The following is a 17,725-nucleotide window of genomic DNA, read 5'->3' as shown; positions in this document are numbered from 1 at the left end:
CATGGCCTGTCTTGTCTCTGGCTCTCTGGCTTTCGACACCATCACCAGCTTTCCCGGCCGCTTTGCCGACCAGATCCTGCCCGAGCAGGTCCATATCCTGAATGTCTCGTTCTTGGTGCCGACCTTGCGCCGAGAGTGGGGGGGCTGCGCAGGCAATATCGCCTACACCTTGCAGGCTCTGGGCGGGCAGGCCGTGGTGGCTGCAGCCTTGGGGAATGACGGTGCCGATTACTTGGCGCGCATGCGAGGCTTGGGCATCGACACCACGGCGGTGCTGGAAGTGGCCGAGAGCTACACCGCACAGGCCATGATCATCACCGACGCAGACAACAATCAGATCACGGCCTTTCATCCGGGGGCCATGCAATATGCCCACGAGATCAAGCTGCCCGCCCGCTCAGACATTCGTCTGGCCTTGATTGGGCCCGACGGCCGTGACGCCATGCTGCGTCGCGCACAAGACCTGTCGGCTGCGGGTATTCCTTTTGTCTTTGACCCCGGCCAAGGCCTGCCGATGTTCAACGGCGAGGAGTTGCGTCAGTTCATCGCCCTGGCCACTTGGGTGGCCGTCAATGACTACGAAGGCAAGATGCTGTGCGACCGCACCGGCCTGTCGCTAGAGGCGCTGTCCAACTCTCACCTTAAGGGGGTGCTGGTGACCTTGGGCGCCCAGGGCTGTGATGTGTGGGAACAGGGCCAACGCATGCATGTACCCGGCGTGGCGGCCGCCGACGTGCTGGATCCGACCGGCTGCGGCGATGCCTTCCGAGGTGCCCTGCTGTTCGGGCTGGAACAAGGGTGGCCTTTAGCGCGATGCGTGGCCTTGGGCAACCAATTGGGCGCATTGAAGATTGCCTGTCGTGGTGGCCAAAACCACGCCGTCGATCGCGCTGCATTGGGCCTCTGACAGGCCTGCCTGAGCGGCTACGTCAAGCCCAAGGCTAAGGTGCTCAACCATGCGTTGACCACGGCCTCAGGCGCATCAATCTGAATTTGCTTGCGCCGACTGGTGGGGCCCCGCAGCAGCTGCACGCCGCGCCTCGGCAAGCCCAGCGATTGGGCCAACCAGGCCACGATCTCGTCGTTGGCCTTGCCGTCCACAGGTGGGGCGGCCAAGCGCAGTCGCAGCGCGCCGTCGTGCAAGCCCACCACCTCGGTGCGCTTGGCACCCGGCACAGCACTGATGTCCAGCACGCAGGCGCTGCCACTGCTTCGCAGGCAAGGGAAAGAAGAGCTCACTGCACGGGCCCGCGTTGGGCAGAAAAAAGCCCGGCCGAAGCCGGGCGTTTCAAAGGCGCTTGCGCGCTTTAGGGCTTGTTGCCCGTCGGGAAGGGCCAAGCAGCAGCCGGGCTCAACGCGGTCTTGGCAGCCGATGCAGCAGGCGCAGGGGCAGGCTTGGAAGCGGCAGGCTTCTTAGCAGCAGCCTTCTTGGCAGGTGCTGCGGCCTTGGTGGCCTTCTTAGCAGGAGCCGCCTTAGCGACCTTGGCAGGAGCGGCCTTCTTAGGGGCAGCCTTAGCAGGAGCAGCCTTCTTGACCGGTGCAGCCTTCTTAGGGGCAGCCTTCGTAGGGGCAGCCTTGGCAGGAGCAGCCTTCTTGGCCGGTGCAGCCTTCTTAGCCGGTGCAGCCTTCTTGGCAGGAGCTGCCTTCTTGGGAGCCGCCTTAGCAGGAGCAGCCTTCTTCACAGCGGCAGCCTTCTTAGCCGGTGCAGCCTTCTTCGCAGGTGCAGCCTTCTTAGCCGGTGCAGCCTTCTTCACAGCGGCAGCCTTCTTTGCAGGTGCAGCCTTCTTGGCCGGAGCGGCCTTCTTCGCAGTTGCCATGTCAAAACTCCTTGATCAAGTTACGAAACACACCAGCCTGCTCGATACAGACCGGCGATCCACCGCACCTGGGTGTTCCCGGCAGGTTCACTCCTACTCGGGCGCCCCCGATGCGGTGAATGGGGGCTGGCCCGTGGCGCTGGTTCTGTTGCCAGCACTCGACTCGGGCCGAGGATCTTGATCTCTCACACTGAGAGGGAGGACATCTCGCTGTTCCGCGATTTGGCCGCCCGCCTTCAAGCTCATCGCCTGAAGGCCTTATGCCTTTGAGCCGCGCCGAAGCGCGCTGCTCTCGGGATCAATCCCAGCTCAATGCGCCACCAGATTGGTACTCGATGACGCGGGTCTCAAAAAAGTTACGTTCCTTCTTCAGGTCGATCATTTCACTCATCCAGGGGAACGGGTTTTCCTCGTTCGGGAAGAGTGGCTCCAAACCGATTTGGGTGGCACGACGATTAGCGATGTAGCGCAGATAGCCCTTGAACATGGAGGCGTTCAGGCCCAACACACCACGCGGCATGGTGTCTTCGGCGTAGCGATACTCCAGCTCCACAGCCTTCTCGAACAGCGCCTTGATCTCGGCCTTGAAGCTGGCCGTCCAAAGGTGCGGGTTCTCGAGCTTGATCTGGTTGATCAGGTCGATGCCGAAATTGCAGTGCATGGACTCGTCGCGCAAGATGTATTGGTATTGCTCGGCGGCACCGGTCATCTTGTTTTGGCGGCCCAGGGCCAAGATCTGCGTAAAGCCCACGTAGAAGAACAAGCCTTCCATCAGGCAGGCAAAGACGATCAAGGACTTCAACAGCGTCTGATCGGTCTCGGGCGTGCCGGTGGTGAAGTGCGGGTCCATGATCGCGTCGATGAACGGGATCAGGAACTCGTCCTTGTCACGGATGGACTGCACCTCGTGATAGGCGTTGAAGATCTCGCTTTCATCCAGGCCCAGAGACTCGACGATGTACTGGTAGGCGTGGGTGTGAATGGCCTCTTCAAAGGCTTGGCGCAACAGGAACTGCCGCGCTTCAGGGGCTGTGATGTGGCGATAAGTGCCCAGCACGATGTTGTTAGCCGCCAGCGAATCAGCCGTCACGAAGAAGCCGAGGTTGCGCTTGATGATGCGGCGCTCGTCTTCGCTCAAACCGTTGGGGTCCTTCCAGGTCGCGATGTCACGCGACATGTTCACCTCTTGAGGCATCCAATGGTTGGCACAGGTGGCGAGGTATTTCTCCCACGCCCACTTGTACTTGAACGGCACCAATTGATTGACGTCCGTCTGGCCGTTGATGATGCGCTTGTCGGCGGCATTGACACGGCGAGAACTGCCATCCACCACGGGCGCGGCAGCAGCCGACGCTGCGACCACAGGCGCCGTGGCTACGGATGCTGCAGGAGCGGCGTGAACGGATTGGAGAGTAGGTGCTGCGGTGGCGGCAGAAGGCGCCGACGGTGCCGCTGGCCGCGTGCTCAGGGGGGACCCGGTGACGGGTTCTGGCGCGCTGCGATGAACAGGTGTTGACGGGTTACGTGTGTCGTCTTCCCAGACCAGCATGTGCGTGTTTCCTATGGCTGTGAATTATCGGAGTGTTGTGTCGAAACACCAAGCACTTCTTGACTTTGAATCAATGTCGATGTTGCAGGCTTGCATCGCTTTAACCGCATTGCAAGCACTGCATCATCGAATCATCCGCACAATTTGTGCGTTAGCTGTTTACTGGCAGGCCTCGCAGTCGGGGTTGTGGCTGCGGCTCACATCGCTGCGCGATATGAGCCTGCGCCGCAACCCTGGGACGCCTATCTCACTGGCAGGCCTCGCAGTCAGGGTTGTCAATGCTGCAGAACTTGATGTCGGTGGCGGGGGCGGCGTCGGGAGCCGAGGCCGTTGCAGGCACCGAGCCTTCGGCAGAGACACCGCTCACACCGCCGCCAGAAGACACCGCATTCAGAGAGCCATTCGAGATGGTGGACTTCTCAGCATGAGTGGCTGCCATGGTGCGCAGGTAGTAGGTGGTCTTCAGGCCGCGCAGCCAAGCGAGCTTGTAGGTGTCGTCCAACTTCTTGCCCGACGCGCCAGAGATGTAGATGTTGAGCGACTGCGCTTGGTCGATCCACTTCTGACGACGTGACGCTGCTTCCACCAGCCACACTGCATCCACTTCAAAAGCCGTGGCGTAGAGACGCTTGAGCTCTTCGGGCACGCGGTCAATGCGACGCAGCGAGCCGTCATAGTGCTTCAGGTCCATCACCATGACGCTGTCCCACAGCCCCAAGCGCTTCAGGTCACGCACCAGGTATTCGTTGACCACGGTGAACTCGCCCGACAAGTTGGACTTGACCGACAGGTTGCCGAAGGCCGGCTCGATGGAGGCATCTACGCCAATGATGTTGGAGATGGTGGCCGTGGGGGCGATCGCCACACAGTTGCTGTTGCGCATGCCATGCTGGGCAATCTGCTGGCGCAGTGCATCCCAGTTCAGAGTGCTGCTGCGATCCACTTCCAGATAACCGCCGCGGGCCTTGGCCAACAGGTCCAGCGAGTCTTGCGGCAGGATGCCACGGTGCCACAGCGAGCCCTCGTAGGTCGAGTAGGTGCCGCGCTCAGCCGCCAACTGGCTGGACGCCTGATACGCGTAGTAGCACACCGCTTCCATGGAGCGATCGGCAAACTCGACGGCTTCGGCGCTGGCGTAGGGCACGCGCAGTTGATAGAGCGCATCTTGGAAGCCCATGATGCCCAAGCCCACAGGACGATGGCGGAGGTTAGAGTCCTTGGCCTTCTTGACGGCGTAGTAGTTGATGTCGATGACGTTGTCGAGCATGCGCATGGCCGTGGCAATGGTCTTGCTGAGCTTGTCGTGGTCGATCGCACCATCCTTCAAGTGCTGGGACATGTTGACCGAGCCCAGATTGCACACGGCGATTTCTTCGTCGTTGGTGTTGAGGGTGATCTCGGTGCACAGGTTGGACGAGTGCACCACACCGACGTGCTGCTGAGGCGAGCGCACATTGCAAGCGTCCTTGAAGGTGATCCAAGGGTGGCCGGTTTCGAACAGCATGGACAGCATCTTGCGCCACAGGTCTTTGGCAGGCATGCGCTTGAACAGCTTGATCTCGCCACGGTCGGCCTTGGCCTCATAGGCGCAATAGGCTTGCTCGAACTCCGCGCCGATCAGATCGTGCAGATCAGGGCAGGTCGAGGGCGAGAACAAGGTCCAGTCCGCGCCTTCCATGACACGGCGCATGAACAGATCCGGGATCCAGTTCGCGGTGTTCATGTCGTGGGTGCGGCGGCGGTCATCGCCGGTGTTCTTGCGCAGCTCCAAGAACTCTTCAATGTCCAAGTGCCAGGTCTCCAGGTAGGCGCAAACGGCCCCCTTGCGCTTGCCGCCTTGGTTCACCGCCACGGCCGTGTCGTTCACCACCTTCAAGAAGGGCACCACACCTTGGCTCTTGCCATTGGTGCCCTTGATGTAGGAGCCCAGGGCGCGAACATTGGTCCAGTCATTCCCCAAGCCACCTGCGAACTTGGAGAGCAGCGCGTTCTCTTTCAGTGCCTCGTAGATGCCGTCCAGGTCGTCGGCCACGGTGGTCAGGTAGCAGCTTGAGAGCTGCGAGCGGCGCGTGCCGCTGTTGAACAGCGTGGGCGTGCTGGACATGAAGTCAAAGGTCGACAGCACGTTGTAGAACTCGATCGCCCGCGCTTCGCGGTTGGTCTCATTCAAGGCCAAGCCCATGGCCACGCGCATGAAGAAGGCCTGCGGCATCTCGATGCGGGTTTCTTCGATGTGCAAGAAGTAGCGATCAAACAGCGTCTGCAGACCCAGGTAATCAAACTGCAAGTCGCGGTCGGCTTGCAGCGCGGCACCCAGCTTGGCCAGGTCAAACTGCAACAGCTTTTCGTCCAGCAGTTCTGCATCCACACCCTTCTGGATGAACTGAGGGAAGTACTGGGCGTAGCGGATGTGCATCTCGCCGTGCAAGACCTCACCACCCAGAATCTCGCGGCGGATGGTGTGCATCAACAAGCGTGCCGTGGCACGGGTATAGGCCGGGTCGCGCTCAATGAGTGTGCGGGCGGCCAAGATGGCGGCCTTGTACACCTCGTCAATGGGCACGCCGTCATACAGATTGCGCAGCGTCTCGGCAATGATGGGATCGGGCTTCACGTCTTCGCCCAAGCCCGCGCAAGCGGACTCGATCAAGCCCTTGAGGTGGGCTTCATCGAGCACCACGCGCTGACCCTTGTCCAGCACATGCAAGGCATTCGAGGGCACGGCAGGTGCAGCACTGGCTTGGCGGGCACGCTCTTGGGTGCGGCGCTCACGGTACAACACGTAGGCACGCGCCACTTCATGGTGGCCGCCACGCATCAGGCCCAATTCGACCTGGTCTTGCACATCTTCAATGTGGAAGGTGCCACCGCCCGGACGCGAACGCATCAAGGCGCGCACCACGGTTTCGGTCAAGGCATCCACAGTTTCACGGACGCTGGCCGACGCGGCCCCTTGCGTGCCATGGACGGCCAAAAAAGCCTTCATCAGCGCGACAGCGATTTTGTCGGGCGCGAACGAGACCACAGCGCCATTGCGGCGGATGATTTGATAGCCCTGATAGGCCGTGACCGCGCCCGAGGTGGCGGCGGATGAAGGGACAGAACGGGCGGACGCCAAAGCGTCAGTCGTGCTGGACACAACAGCTTGCATGGATTTCCTCGGTTGGATAGATAGATAAAAGTTCAGTGGTTCTCAAAAGCCGTAGCGACGGACTTCTGACAAACCTCGCGCTCATGACAAACAGACACCGCAACCTCTTGCATGGTTCACGCCTCCCTGGCGTTCTTGAGCGAGTCCTTGGTTGACACTCAAACTCCCGTGGCACATGGGCTGGTAGCCCCCCGGTGCCGCCGACTTTTGCCGGTCTGCTGGGTGTTCTGCGGTTCAGACACCTGGGTGTATGAACGGCTTTTTCAACTCAATGATTAGCACGAGGGCACACTATATCTGGGGGGAGGAGGCCTTTCAAGCACTACAGATAGCGTGATCGCATCAATTTGCAAGTGCAGAACTCACAGCCTGCCTCGACACCCCGGCGAGCAGCTGAGCGCCAGGCCGCATGAAAACTTGATCGCGTACGGCGAGCCCTGAAAAGACGGGCCTCTGCCAGCCCTTTTGCGCCGCCAAGCCTTGTCAATCAAGGCTTGGCGCCGACGAGTTCAGCGTTGGTCGGCCTCGCCCGCCGCAATGGTCACTTCGGGCCACGCCAAATGGTGGCGCAGCCATGCCCAATCAAAGCCTGGCCCGGGGTCCGCCTTGCGGCCTGGCGCCACATGCTCATGGCCCACCACCGCGTCCAAGGTGTGGATCTGCGCCACAGCCCGGAGCACTTTCACCAGGCTGTGCAGTTGAACGGACTCAAAGCGCCCACCTTCCAAGCCTTCCAACTCAATGCCCACCGAGTAATCGTTGCAGTTCTCACGCCCTGCCCAGCAGGACCGACCCGCATGCCAGGCCCGGTCATGGGTGGACACAAACTGCACACACTCGCCATCGCGACGAATGAAGAAATGCGCGGAGACCTCTAAGCCCCGAATACCCTGGAAGTAAGGATGGGCATCCCAATCCAGCTGATTGGTGAACAAGGCCTCGACCTCACCACCACCGAATACCCCTGGTGGCAGGCTGATGGAGTGGATCACCGCCAGCGAGACCGCCATCCCTTCTGGCCTGGGGCCAAAGTTGGGGCTATCCAGGCGCCGCGCCTTGGCCCACCAACCTTGATGCCACTCAGTGTGGTTCACGACTCAGGCGCCGTCAGATCCACGCCCCCATCACCCCCTTCAGTGATGCCCAGGCGCGCCATGCGATAGCGCATCTGCCGCAGCGTCAGACCCAGCCGGGCGCCTGCCGCCGTGCGATTGAAACCATGCGCCGCCAAGGCCCGCCGCAGAATGCTGCGCTCCAACTCGTCCAAATGCGCCGCTAAATCGTGAGGCAATACTTCTGCCTCAGACGGCAACACCACCTTGTTGGAGCCCAGGCTGCTGCCCAACGCTGCTTCAGCGGCCAACACATCGGCCTCGGCCACGGTGTCACCAAAGGCCGCATCGGGCAGGCCCAAGTCATCCACGCTGATGACCTCGCTGGCCGACATGGCCACCGCACGGTGCAAGAGATTTTCCAGCTCGCGCACATTGCCGGGGAAGTCATAGGCCGCCAGACGTTGGCGCGCAGAGGCACTGAGGCTGGGCGCAGGCACCAAGCCCGCGTCTTTGGCAATGCGCACCAACAGCGCCGCCGTGATGTCGTCCAAGTCATCCAGACGATCACGCAGCGGCGGCACGTCGATGCGAATGACGTTCAAGCGATAAAACAAGTCTTGGCGAAAGCGTCCCGCCGTCACTTCTTGCGCCAGGTCGCGGTGGGTGGCGCTGACGATGCGAACATTCACAGACGCCTCAGCAGTCGCGCCAATCGGGCGCACCGCCCGCTCTTGGATCACGCGCAGCAGCTTGCTTTGCATGGCAGCGGGCAAATCGCCGATTTCATCCAAGAACAAGGTGCCGCCGTGTGCGGCCTGAAAGAAGCCATCGCGGTCTTCATTGGCGCCGGTGAATGAGCCTTTACGGTAGCCAAAGAACTCGGCTTCCAGCAGGTTCTCCGGGATGGCGCCGCAGTTCACCGCCACAAAGGGTTGGCCTGCGCGCGGGCTGGCATCGTGAATGGCCCTGGCCACCAATTCCTTGCCCGTGCCCGACTCACCATGCACCAGGGCGGGCGCCATGCTGCGTGCCACCTTCTCGACCAACTCGCGCACTTTGTGCATGGCGCCAGAGCGGCCGACCAAGCGCGCCAAGGGCGCCAGCGGCCCAGCCACCGCCGAGCGCAACGGCGTGGCGGCCTGCCCCATGGCCCCAGCCACCACGGTGCGAAACTGCTTCAAGTCCACCGGCTTGGTCAGGTAGTCGAAGGCGCCCACCTTCAAGGCCTCCACCGCGTTCTCGGTGGAGCCATAAGCGGTGATCACAATCGTGCGCTCAGGCCGCCGCGCAGCTTCCAAGCGCTTCAGCAAATCCATGCCCGTGCCGTCGGGCAAGCGCATGTCGGTGATGACCAGCTTGTAGACCTTGCCTTGCAGTGCTTCCCATGCCTCGGCCACCGTGGAGGCGGTCTCCACCTCATGGCCTTCACGCAGCAGGGTCAGCTCATAAAGCGTCAACAAATCGGGTTCATCGTCCACCACCAGCACGCCGGTGCCAGATGCTGCGCTGTTCATACGTAGAGTCTTCCTTCTGAGGCCACAGAGTCCCGCCGCAGCACAACTTGGAACACATTCGGGTGACGCGCTCCGGGTCGCCGCATGTAGTCAATGCTGGCCCCATGGCGCTCGCAAAGCTGTCGGCAAATGTAGAGGCCCAAGCCCGTGCCGCGACTGCGGGTGGAGTGGAAGGGCTCAAACAAATGCGCCTCGACCTCGGGGCCAATCGGGTCACCGTCACTGGCCACCGACAAGCGCACATAAGGCCCGTCCAGCAACTCGATGGACAGCAGCACCGAGCCGGCCATGTCCCGCGAGTGCCGCAGGGCGTTTTCCAATAAGTTGACCAAGACACGGCGCAGGTGGTCGGCATCAAAGACCGCGCCCGTGGGCTCCAGCGGAATCTGCACCCGCAGGCGGCACTCGTGCCCCAAGACCAAGCCCACCGTGCGGGCGAACTCGCCGCAGATGGTGCTGACCTCTTGGTTCAAGTCCAACGTTCTGGAAGGCGCTTGCCCGCCTGGGGCTGCCTCCATCACGTCATCCACGATGCGCTTGAGCCGCTCCACGTTGTCCGCCACGATGCGCAGCAAGCGCTCTTGGTCCGGCCGCAAAGCGTCCTCGCGCAGCAGCGCATTGGCCTGAGCCACGGCCGCCAAGGGGTTGCGAATCTCGTGCGCAATGCCGGCCGAGATGCGGCCCATGGCGACCAGCCGCTCTTGACGTTGCCGCGCCAAGACATCACGCAGCTTTTCCACAAACAGCACGGCCAAGACTTCACCACCGCCCTCGGTGGCCAACACCGTGCCCCGCTGACCGCGAGTGAAGCGGGCCCGCACCCGCACCGAATGCGGTGAAGCCCCGGCATATGACAGCGCTAAATCCACCCCGTCACGCGGCCAGTGGCCCGCTCGGTAGGCAGCGCTGACGGCCTCGGCCAAGCTGCGCCAGCCGTCTTCGCTTTGCAAAGAGAACGGTGGCACCGGGCACTGCCCTTGCTCGGCCAGCAGCTTGCGTGCCGCAGGGTTGGCGGAGCGAACGCGACATTGGCGATCCACCACCAGCACGCCATCGCTCATTTCATCGATCACGAGGCGGTTCAGTTCCGCCTGTTGACGTGCCAACTCCAAGCTGCCCCGTGCGGTGCGCTCTTCGCGGGCCAAACGGCTGGCCATCTGCCCTGACACCAGCACGATCACAAACATGCCAATGCCGGCCATGCCCGCCTGAGACAGCAAGGTCAGCAGATCGCCACCGCCCCCCGCAATGCCCCGCTGCCAGGCCGCTGCCAAGAGCATCAAGGCCACGGCTGAAGCCGTTGCCAGTGCGGGCAGGCGGGGGCTCAACACGCCAGCCATCAAAACCGGCAGCACCAACAAAGCGGCATGATTCAGACTAGAGCCAGGATCCAGCCAATGCAAGACGCCAAAGGCCGCCACATCCACGCCGATGGTGGCCCACCAATGCAGGCGACGCAAGGAGCGCTGACGACCGTCCCCCACATAGGCCCAACGCCACCACGCCAAGCCGGCCTGCAAGGCGTAAGCCCCGGCTACCATGGGCAGCCACGACAGTTCGCGTCCAGACAGCCACATCAGCACCAACTGGGTGGCGAGCAAAGCAAGCCCCAGGACGGCACGCGCAGTCAGGTAGGTGCGATACACACGTCGCTGCGCAGAATCATCTGCGCGCACCAGTCGCCGAGCTTGACGCGACAAAAACGTGCTGTCTTCGGGGCCTTCGCCGGTGTCGGCCCAATCCGGCGTCATCAGCGAGGGTTCGTCATCCCCGCCGGCGACACCGGCGGGCATGCCCAAGTCAGCAAACCAAGACTCACCCTCGCTGCCAGGGCGAGCCCGAGACGAGCCGGCCTCCGGCCGCGACCTGCTCAAGGTTTCTCCACAGGGCCTGGCCCCAAGAGGCGGTGCTCTTCAGAGCAGTACCACACCCCTGCGGCGGCATCAGACAGCGCATCCGCTTGCGGCAAGTGGACCCCACAGTGGGCGCAGGACACCATCTGGCGTGCCCCAGCAGGGTCGACCGGGGCCTTCTTGGCCGGATCTTCCGAGCGCACCGCCTTGCGACGGCTGCTGAGCCACCACCAGACCAAGGCCACAGCGGCCAGCAGCAATATGAAGCGACCCATGCCATTACCCCGGTGTTTTGTGCAACAGCACTTCCAGCACAAAGCGCGAGCCCATATAGGCCAGCAGCATCAGCAAAGTGCCTGCGTAGAGCCAGCGCGTGGCTTGACGGCCCCGCCAACCCCGCCACACACGCCCGATGATCAGGGCCGCGAAAGTGGCCCAGCCCAGCAGCGACAGCACTGTCTTGTGCTCTAGCCAGCGCCAGTTCGGAGAGGCCATGCCCACCGCCAGCGCCAGCGTTAGTACCACAAAGCCTGCCTCGACGAAGCGGAAGGTCATGCGCTCCAGCTTGAGCAGCGGCATGCCATACACCGTCGAGACGATGGCCCGCTTGTCTCGCATGCGCTGATCGGCTGCATCCAGCAGCAAGGCATGCAAGACCGCTGCGCCAAACAAGCCATAAGACGTCAGGCCCAGCACCCAGTGCAGCGGCGCCCAGCGCGAATGGGCCACCGCCCGAACCTCGCCGGGGAACAAGACCGCCAACACCATCAAGGCCATCGCGGTCAGGGCCAAGACCCTGCGCACGCCGGGCACCGGGACCAAGCGGCTTTCAATACCGTAGACCGCCACTACCAGCCAGACGGTGAAGGACAAGGCCGGCGCAAAGCCAATCATCAAGCCTTCATAGCGCCCCAAGCCCAGGCCTGCCAGCAAGGCCAAACCGTGCACGCCCCAAGCCGCCACCAGGGCCTGAGCAGGCCAGCGGCGCTCGATGGGTGCGGGCAGGGCCGCCACCAGATAGGCCAAGGCGCCCACCACCGTGAGCCCGAAACCGGGTGCTTGAAGTGGGTCAACGGATAAAATCATGAGCACAGTTTACCGGCGCCCTTGCCGTCAGAGCTGCTGCCCGGCACACCAAGGAGCGCTTTTCTCATATGGCCACCACCCTCACCGATCGCCTGTCACACCTGGTCAAGACCATGCGTGGCCAGGCCCGCATCACCGAAACCAATGTGCAAGACATGCTGCGCGAAGTGCGCATGGCCTTGCTGGAGGCCGATGTGGCCCTGCCCGTGGTGCGCGATTTCATCGCCCGCGTGAAGGAAAAGGCCCTGGGCCAAGAGGTGGTCGGCTCACTCAACCCAGGCCAGGTGCTGGTCTCGGTGGTGCACAAAGAGCTGGCCGCCACCATGGGCGAGGGCATCTCCGACATCAACCTGGCCGCCCAACCCCCCGCCATCATCCTGATGGCCGGTCTGCAAGGTGCGGGTAAAACCACCACCACCGCCAAGCTCGCCAAGCACCTGATCGAGAAGCGCAAGAAAAAGGTGCTGACCGTCTCGGCCGACGTCTACCGCCCCGCCGCCATCGAGCAGCTCAAGACCGTCACCAAGCAAGCCGGGGCGGAATGGTTCCCCTCCGAGCCCAACCAAAGGCCCAAAGACATTGCGCTGGCCGCGCTGGACTGGGCCAAGCGCCATTACTTTGATGTGCTGCTGGTGGACACGGCTGGCCGCTTGGCCATTGACGAAGCATTGATGGCCGAGATCCGCGAGCTGCATGCCACGCTGAACCCGGTCGAAACCTTGTTCGTGGTCGACGCCATGCAGGGCCAAGACGCCATCAACACCGCCAAGGCTTTTAAAGAAGCCCTGCCGCTGACCGGCATTGTCCTCACCAAGCTCGACGGCGACTCACGCGGCGGTGCGGCGCTTTCGGTGCGCCAGATCACCGGTGCGCCCATCAAGTTTGCCGGTGTCTCTGAAAAGATCGACGGCCTGGAGGTGTTTGACGCCGAGCGCCACGCCGGGCGCGTGCTGGGCATGGGCGACATCGTGGCCCTGGTGGAAGAAGTCACCAAGGGCGTGGACATGGCTGCCGCCACCAAGATGGCGGAGAAGCTCAAGTCCGGCGGTGGCTTTGACCTGAACGATTTTCTGTCGCAAATCAGCCAGATGAAGAAGATGGGCGGCCTCTCCAGCCTGATGGACAAGCTGCCCGCGCAGATGGCGGCCAAGGCGGGTCAAGGCGACATGGACAAGGCCGAGAAAGACATGCGCCGCATGGAAGGCATTTTGAGCGCCATGACGGCCAAAGAGCGCCGCCAACCCGCGCTGCTGCTAGAGGGCAAGAGCAAAGCCAGCCGCAAGCGCCGCATCGCCTCCGGTGCCGGCGTGCAAATTCAAGACGTGAACCGCATGCTCACCCAGTTTGAGCAGATGCGCGACATGATGAAGAAGATGCAGGGCGGCGGCCTGATGAAAATGATGAAGAAAATGGGCGGCATGAAGGGCATGAAAGGGATGATGCCGCCGGGGTTTGGGGGGGGCTGAGCCCAGGTCAGCGGCTCAGACGTACCAGCAGGTCGGCAACCCGTCGTCCCAGATGTGCTGCCGTGAGCAGATCACTCTCTGGCACCACACCCGCATTCCCCTGCGAGGCCAAGCCGAGCTGTGTGCCCAATCGGTTCAAACCTGAGGGATTGTGGCCACAAGCTAGGTCCAAGTTGCACCAAAGCATCCCATGCTGTGCCGCCAAGACTGAAAAGTAGTTCAGCGTGTAGCTCTGGTCACCATTGGGGCAGGAGCCAGAAGTGAATCCGGCCGCCACTTTGTTGCGCCAAGCTTGCGTACTCCACCGATCACTGGTGGCATCCGCAAAGGCCTTGAATTCCGCCGCAGGGCCGCCCATAAAGGTGGGGGAACCGAAGACCACACCGGCGGCGGCGTCAATCATGTCGAGAGCTTTGTCGCAGCGGAAGCGTCCGTTCACGATGTCTGTACCGACGATGCGGTGCGGCTCAACGGTGACCTGAGCAGAGGCCGCCGAGCGAATGGCCTCGGCCAACTGTGCAGTGTGGCCTGTGCCAGAGAAGTAAATGATGGCGAGCGTGGGTGTCATTTGAGTCGAGAACGTCGAGTGCAACGATGACCGGGCAGGTTACAGGCTCGCGCTCGGACTACTGCATCCAGTGATCCTCATTCAGTTAAGCCAGCGTTGCCCCAGCTCAATCCAACAGCGCCTTCGCAAACTCCCGCGCCTTGAAGGTCTGCAGGTCTTCGAGTTTTTCGCCCACGCCGATGAAGTAGACCGGCAGGGGCCGCTCGCGGGCGATGGCGGCCAGCACGCCGCCTTTGGCGGTGCCGTCGAGTTTGGTCACGATCAGGCCGGTCAGGCCCAGGGCGTCGTCAAAAGCCTTCACCTGCGTCAACGCGTTTTGGCCGGTGTTGCCGTCCACCACCAACAGCACTTGGTGCGGCGCGGTAGTGTCGGCCTTGCCGATCACGCGCTTGATCTTCTTCAGCTCTTCCATCAGGTGCAGCTGCGTGGGCAGGCGCCCGGCGGTGTCGGCAATCACCACGTCGCTGCCTCGCGCCTTGCCAGCGGTCACCGCATCAAAGGTCACGGCTGCCGGGTCACCGCCTTCTTGGCTGATGATCTCCACGCGGTTGCGGTCGGCCCACACGCCCAGTTGCTCGCGCGCGGCCGCGCGGAAGGTGTCGGCCGCGGCCAGCAAGACCTTGCAGTCGCTCTCGGCCAAGTGCTTGGTCAGCTTGCCGATGCTGGTGGTTTTGCCCGCGCCGTTCACGCCCACCACCATCATCACGGTGGGGTGGTGTTCACCCACCACCAGCGCCTTTTCCAGCGGGGCCAAGAGCTCGGTGATGGCGTCGGCCAACAGGGCTTTGACGGCGGCCGGGTCGGTGGCCTTGGCCTCTTTGACCCGGCGTTTTAAGTCTTCCAGCAAGTGCTCGGTGGCTTTGACGCCGGTGTCGGCCATCAGCAGCGCAGCTTCCAGCTCTTCATAGAGCTCGTCGGTGATCTTGGTGCCGGTGAAGACCTGGGCAATGCTGGAGCCGGTGCGTGCCAAGCCCTTGCGCAGGCGGCTGAGCCAGCCTTCTCGCGCAGCGGGCTCCGGCTTGGCCGTGGGCTCGGGCGCATGGGTGAAGGCGTGAGGGTCCGCCACGGCAGGTGCCACAGCGATAGGGGCTGGCGTGGGCGCAGGCGTCTGGGGCTCGAGCGCCGGAGACTGCGACACGGAGGCTACAGCCTCAGACGGTGCACCACCTGCCGCAGGCGCTGCCGGTGGCGCGGACGGAGCATCCACCGCCGCAGGTGCAGGTGCGGCTGCAGCTTCGGGTGCGGGCGGCGGCGCCGACCCAAATTTTTTGCGAAAGAAACTGAACATGGCGCTATTGTCGCGGGTCTTTGCGCAGGCAGGCTGACAGCGGCGCTTCGGGGCATGCTGGCAAGCTTGGACACTGCAATACTTTGAAGGAGGCTCCGCATGAAAGCAGCGTATTTGACCGGCCACGGCGGCAATGAGGTGGTCACCGTGGGTGAAGGCCCCCTGCCCCCTTTGCACGATGCCCAAGGCCAGCCTCTGGTGCGCGTGCGCCTGCTGGCCTCCACGCTCAATCAGGTGGACCTGTACATGCGCAACAGCGGTGCCGGCATCACCCACAGCCTGCCTCAGATCATGGGCCTGGACGGCGCCGGGGTGGTCGACGCGGTGGCGCCTGGGGCGGGCCCGTGGCAGCCCGGCGACGCGGTGGTGCTGCACCCCGGCGTGAGCTGCGGCCACTGCGCCTACTGCCTGGGCGGCGAAGACGTGCTCTGCACGCAGATCCGCTATCTGGGTGAGCACCGAGACGGCACACTGGCCGAGTTTGTGTCGCTGCCCGCACGCAATGTCTTTGCCCGCCCCCCGCATCTGAGCCCCGTGCAGGCCGCAGCGCTGGGCGTGAACCACCTCACCGCTTGGCGCATGCTGTTTACCAAGGCACAACTCAAGCCCTGGGAGACGGTGCTGATCTTCGGCATCGGCGGTGGCGTCTCGCTGGCTGGGCTGCAACTGGCCAAGAGCGTGGGCGCCCGCGTGATTGCCTGCTCGCGCGACGCCCACAAGTTGGAGAAGGCCCGCGCCTTGGGCGCTGATGCCACCGTGCAGTTGGGCAGCGGCCAGGAGGCCAAAGAGGTACTGGCCCTGACCCAAGGCCAGGGCGTGGAGGTGGTGTTTGAAAACGTCGGTGCCGCCGTCTGGCCCATCGCCATGAAGGCCCTGGCCCGCGGCGGCCGCCTGGTGACCTGCGGCGCCACCACGGGCGACCAGCCCGGCGCTGACCTGCGCCGCCTGTTCATCCGCCAGTTGCAGGTGATGGGCTCCACCCTGGGCACGCTGAGCGAGTTCCGCACCTTGTTGGACTGGGTGCAGCACCACGCCTTGGTGCCGGTGATCGACAGCCACTACCTGCTGGACGAGGTGCATGCGGCGCTGGACAGGCTCAGCAGCGGGGCTCAGTTCGGCAAAGTTGCGCTACACAGCGGCGCTTGATCGACGAAATAACCATATCTTGAACACACGCCCCATCTTCATCAAGCAGATTGGCTCAGTCCAATTGAACGAGCTTGGTCGAAGGAGCCTCCTCTTGCTGCGAACACTACGCTGCCTGCTGATTTGCTTCATTGTCCAGACGTCTTCGACCTGTTTCGGGGCGGGTGGTGTCACGGCGTTCGAATCGGATCTGCCATTTACAAGCCCTGAGGAGGCATGGCAGAGCAGGGCAGGCTTTCGTGAAGTGACCCAAGCCCCAGAGTTTTTGGGGTGGGCCAAAGGCCCGCGCTGGGTGTGGCTGCAAGCACGGACAGCGGTGTGCGTCCAGGCGTCAAATTGTCTTGTTTATTTCGGAGCCCCACCCGTTGTCCGATACGAGGCTTGGTCCATCGATGCCCAGACGGGTTCAGCAACACACCTGACATCTGGTGGTGCAGCGGCGCCGAGGGTTGAAGGAAGTAGCACTCATTCACCAAGAGTCGTCATTCCCTGGCCGCATGCAACGGACTCCGTGCTTGTTCGCTTCGAGCCTATCGCCACCGCTGTGATTGACCCGCAGTTGATAGATGCCGTTGCTCTCAACCGACTGGCCAGACTAGAAGGATGGATCGCGGGAACTATCTTCTGCCTGTTGTTCATTGCATTCACATTCCATGCCTACAGCATCTATGCGAGACGATCGCGCTCCGATATGGAGAGAGTCGGCATCATATTGACCGCTTGCATCTGGATATTGGTTTTCAATTTATTTGTAGACGAATCACTGCGAGGATGGAGTGGAATTTATATAAATAGATTTATTTCAACCCTTCTTGCAACAATTCTAATTCTCATCAATTTCCAAATTATTGATCTATTCAACATTCATGAGGAGCCCCGCTGGATAGAAAATGGGCTGCGAATAGTTGGTTTCAGCGTCATTCCTTCTTGCGTCCTCGGAGAAATCATCTATGGATCCAGCCTTCAAGGATTGATGACAAACGCAGGAATTCAAGCATTAATATTTTTAGCAGCGGCTTATAGGCGATATATCAAGGGAGATCCCGATGCGAGGAGACTCATCTGGCTAGGTGTCAAGCCCCGGGAGATCATTCACACGTTTTGTGAAGAGCTTGGGGTGTGAGGCGTGCCATTTTTTCAGGGCCTCGATGGGGGTCTAGTGGTTGAGGGCGCGTTGAGGAATTCGATGGTTGTAGGTGTCGACGTAGTTGGTGAGAGTGGCCTCAAGCTGT

15 protein-coding genes are annotated in these 17,725 nt (G+C 62.2%); 4 read left to right on the top strand and 11 right to left on the bottom strand.

Annotated elements, in window-relative coordinates:
* Position 1 precedes the first annotated feature (1 nt).
* A complete protein-coding gene (locus tag ACIQ3Q_RS10630; RefSeq protein ID WP_396269048.1) occupies positions 2-907 on the top strand; it encodes a carbohydrate kinase family protein in 906 nt (301 codons plus the stop codon).
* Between the two features lie 17 nt (positions 908-924).
* Here ACIQ3Q_RS10630 and ACIQ3Q_RS10625 read toward each other — a convergent pair whose 3' ends face one another.
* The 9 genes from ACIQ3Q_RS10625 to ACIQ3Q_RS10585 all read right to left on the bottom strand — a co-directional run bounded on the left by ACIQ3Q_RS10625 (position 925) and on the right by ACIQ3Q_RS10585 (position 12,025).
* Complete coding sequence (locus ACIQ3Q_RS10625; RefSeq protein WP_396269047.1) at positions 925-1,239, bottom strand: DUF167 domain-containing protein; 315 nt, start codon at positions 1,237-1,239, stop codon at positions 925-927.
* Positions 1,240-1,307: 68 nt separating this feature from the next.
* On the bottom strand, positions 1,308-1,817 hold the full coding sequence (locus ACIQ3Q_RS10620; RefSeq protein WP_396269046.1) for a hypothetical protein: 510 nt from the start codon (positions 1,815-1,817) through the stop codon (positions 1,308-1,310).
* Positions 1,818-2,115: 298 nt separating this feature from the next.
* Positions 2,116-3,366, bottom strand: coding sequence for a ribonucleotide-diphosphate reductase subunit beta (locus ACIQ3Q_RS10615; RefSeq protein ID WP_396269045.1), 1,251 nt, complete (start codon positions 3,364-3,366; stop codon positions 2,116-2,118).
* A 247-nt stretch (positions 3,367-3,613) separates the two neighbouring features.
* Positions 3,614-6,517, bottom strand: coding sequence for a ribonucleoside-diphosphate reductase subunit alpha (locus ACIQ3Q_RS10610; protein ID WP_396269044.1), 2,904 nt, complete (start codon positions 6,515-6,517; stop codon positions 3,614-3,616).
* Positions 6,518-7,026: 509 nt separating this feature from the next.
* Entirely contained in the window at positions 7,027-7,611 is a 585-nt protein-coding gene (gene ampD / locus ACIQ3Q_RS10605) for a 1,6-anhydro-N-acetylmuramyl-L-alanine amidase AmpD (protein WP_396269043.1), read from the bottom strand.
* Entirely contained in the window at positions 7,608-9,086 is a 1,479-nt protein-coding gene (locus ACIQ3Q_RS10600; RefSeq protein WP_396269042.1) for a sigma-54-dependent transcriptional regulator, read from the bottom strand. The genes ampD and ACIQ3Q_RS10600 overlap by 4 nt, the downstream gene beginning before the upstream one ends.
* A complete protein-coding gene (locus ACIQ3Q_RS10595) occupies positions 9,083-10,960 on the bottom strand; it encodes an ATP-binding protein (RefSeq protein WP_396269041.1) in 1,878 nt (625 codons plus the stop codon). Before ACIQ3Q_RS10595 ends, ACIQ3Q_RS10600 begins: the two co-directional genes overlap by 4 nt.
* Positions 10,957-11,214: a PP0621 family protein gene (locus tag ACIQ3Q_RS10590; RefSeq protein WP_396269040.1), complete on the bottom strand. Its 258-nt coding sequence runs from the start codon at positions 11,212-11,214 to the stop codon at positions 10,957-10,959. The genes ACIQ3Q_RS10595 and ACIQ3Q_RS10590 overlap by 4 nt, the downstream gene beginning before the upstream one ends.
* 4 nt (positions 11,215-11,218) lie before the next feature.
* The gene (locus ACIQ3Q_RS10585; RefSeq protein ID WP_396269039.1) at positions 11,219-12,025 is read right to left on the bottom strand and encodes an inner membrane protein YpjD; all 807 of its coding nucleotides are present in this window, start codon (positions 12,023-12,025) and stop codon (positions 11,219-11,221) included.
* 68 nt (positions 12,026-12,093) lie between these two features.
* Between ACIQ3Q_RS10585 and ffh the strand changes: the two genes are divergently transcribed.
* Positions 12,094-13,491, top strand: coding sequence for a signal recognition particle protein (gene ffh, locus ACIQ3Q_RS10580; RefSeq protein ID WP_396269038.1), 1,398 nt, complete (start codon positions 12,094-12,096; stop codon positions 13,489-13,491).
* 7 nt (positions 13,492-13,498) lie between these two features.
* Here the strand turns inward: ffh and ACIQ3Q_RS10575 are convergent, their stop codons facing one another.
* Positions 13,499-14,059 (bottom strand): flavodoxin family protein, encoded by a 561-nt coding sequence (locus tag ACIQ3Q_RS10575; RefSeq protein WP_396269037.1) that lies wholly within the window; start codon positions 14,057-14,059, stop codon positions 13,499-13,501.
* A gap of 106 nt (positions 14,060-14,165) precedes the next feature.
* A complete protein-coding gene (gene ftsY / locus ACIQ3Q_RS10570) occupies positions 14,166-15,347 on the bottom strand; it encodes a signal recognition particle-docking protein FtsY (RefSeq protein WP_396269036.1) in 1,182 nt (393 codons plus the stop codon).
* Positions 15,348-15,446: 99 nt separating this feature from the next.
* Here ftsY and ACIQ3Q_RS10565 point away from each other — a divergent pair, with 99 nt between their 5' ends.
* Together ACIQ3Q_RS10565 and ACIQ3Q_RS10560 are read left to right on the top strand one after the other, a co-directional pair.
* Positions 15,447-16,493, top strand: coding sequence for a zinc-binding dehydrogenase (locus tag ACIQ3Q_RS10565; RefSeq protein ID WP_396269035.1), 1,047 nt, complete (start codon positions 15,447-15,449; stop codon positions 16,491-16,493).
* Positions 16,494-16,512: 19 nt separating this feature from the next.
* Positions 16,513-17,616 (top strand): hypothetical protein, encoded by a 1,104-nt coding sequence (locus ACIQ3Q_RS10560; protein WP_396269034.1) that lies wholly within the window; start codon positions 16,513-16,515, stop codon positions 17,614-17,616.
* Positions 17,617-17,725: the final 109 nt, after the last annotated feature.

Origin of the sequence: Ideonella sp. (assembly GCF_044358605.1) — a bacterium.
In the GTDB taxonomy this organism is placed as follows: domain Bacteria; phylum Pseudomonadota; class Gammaproteobacteria; order Burkholderiales; family Burkholderiaceae_C; genus Ideonella.
Note: the sequence above shows the minus strand (reverse complement) of the source record. Positions and strands in the feature narration are given on the sequence as shown.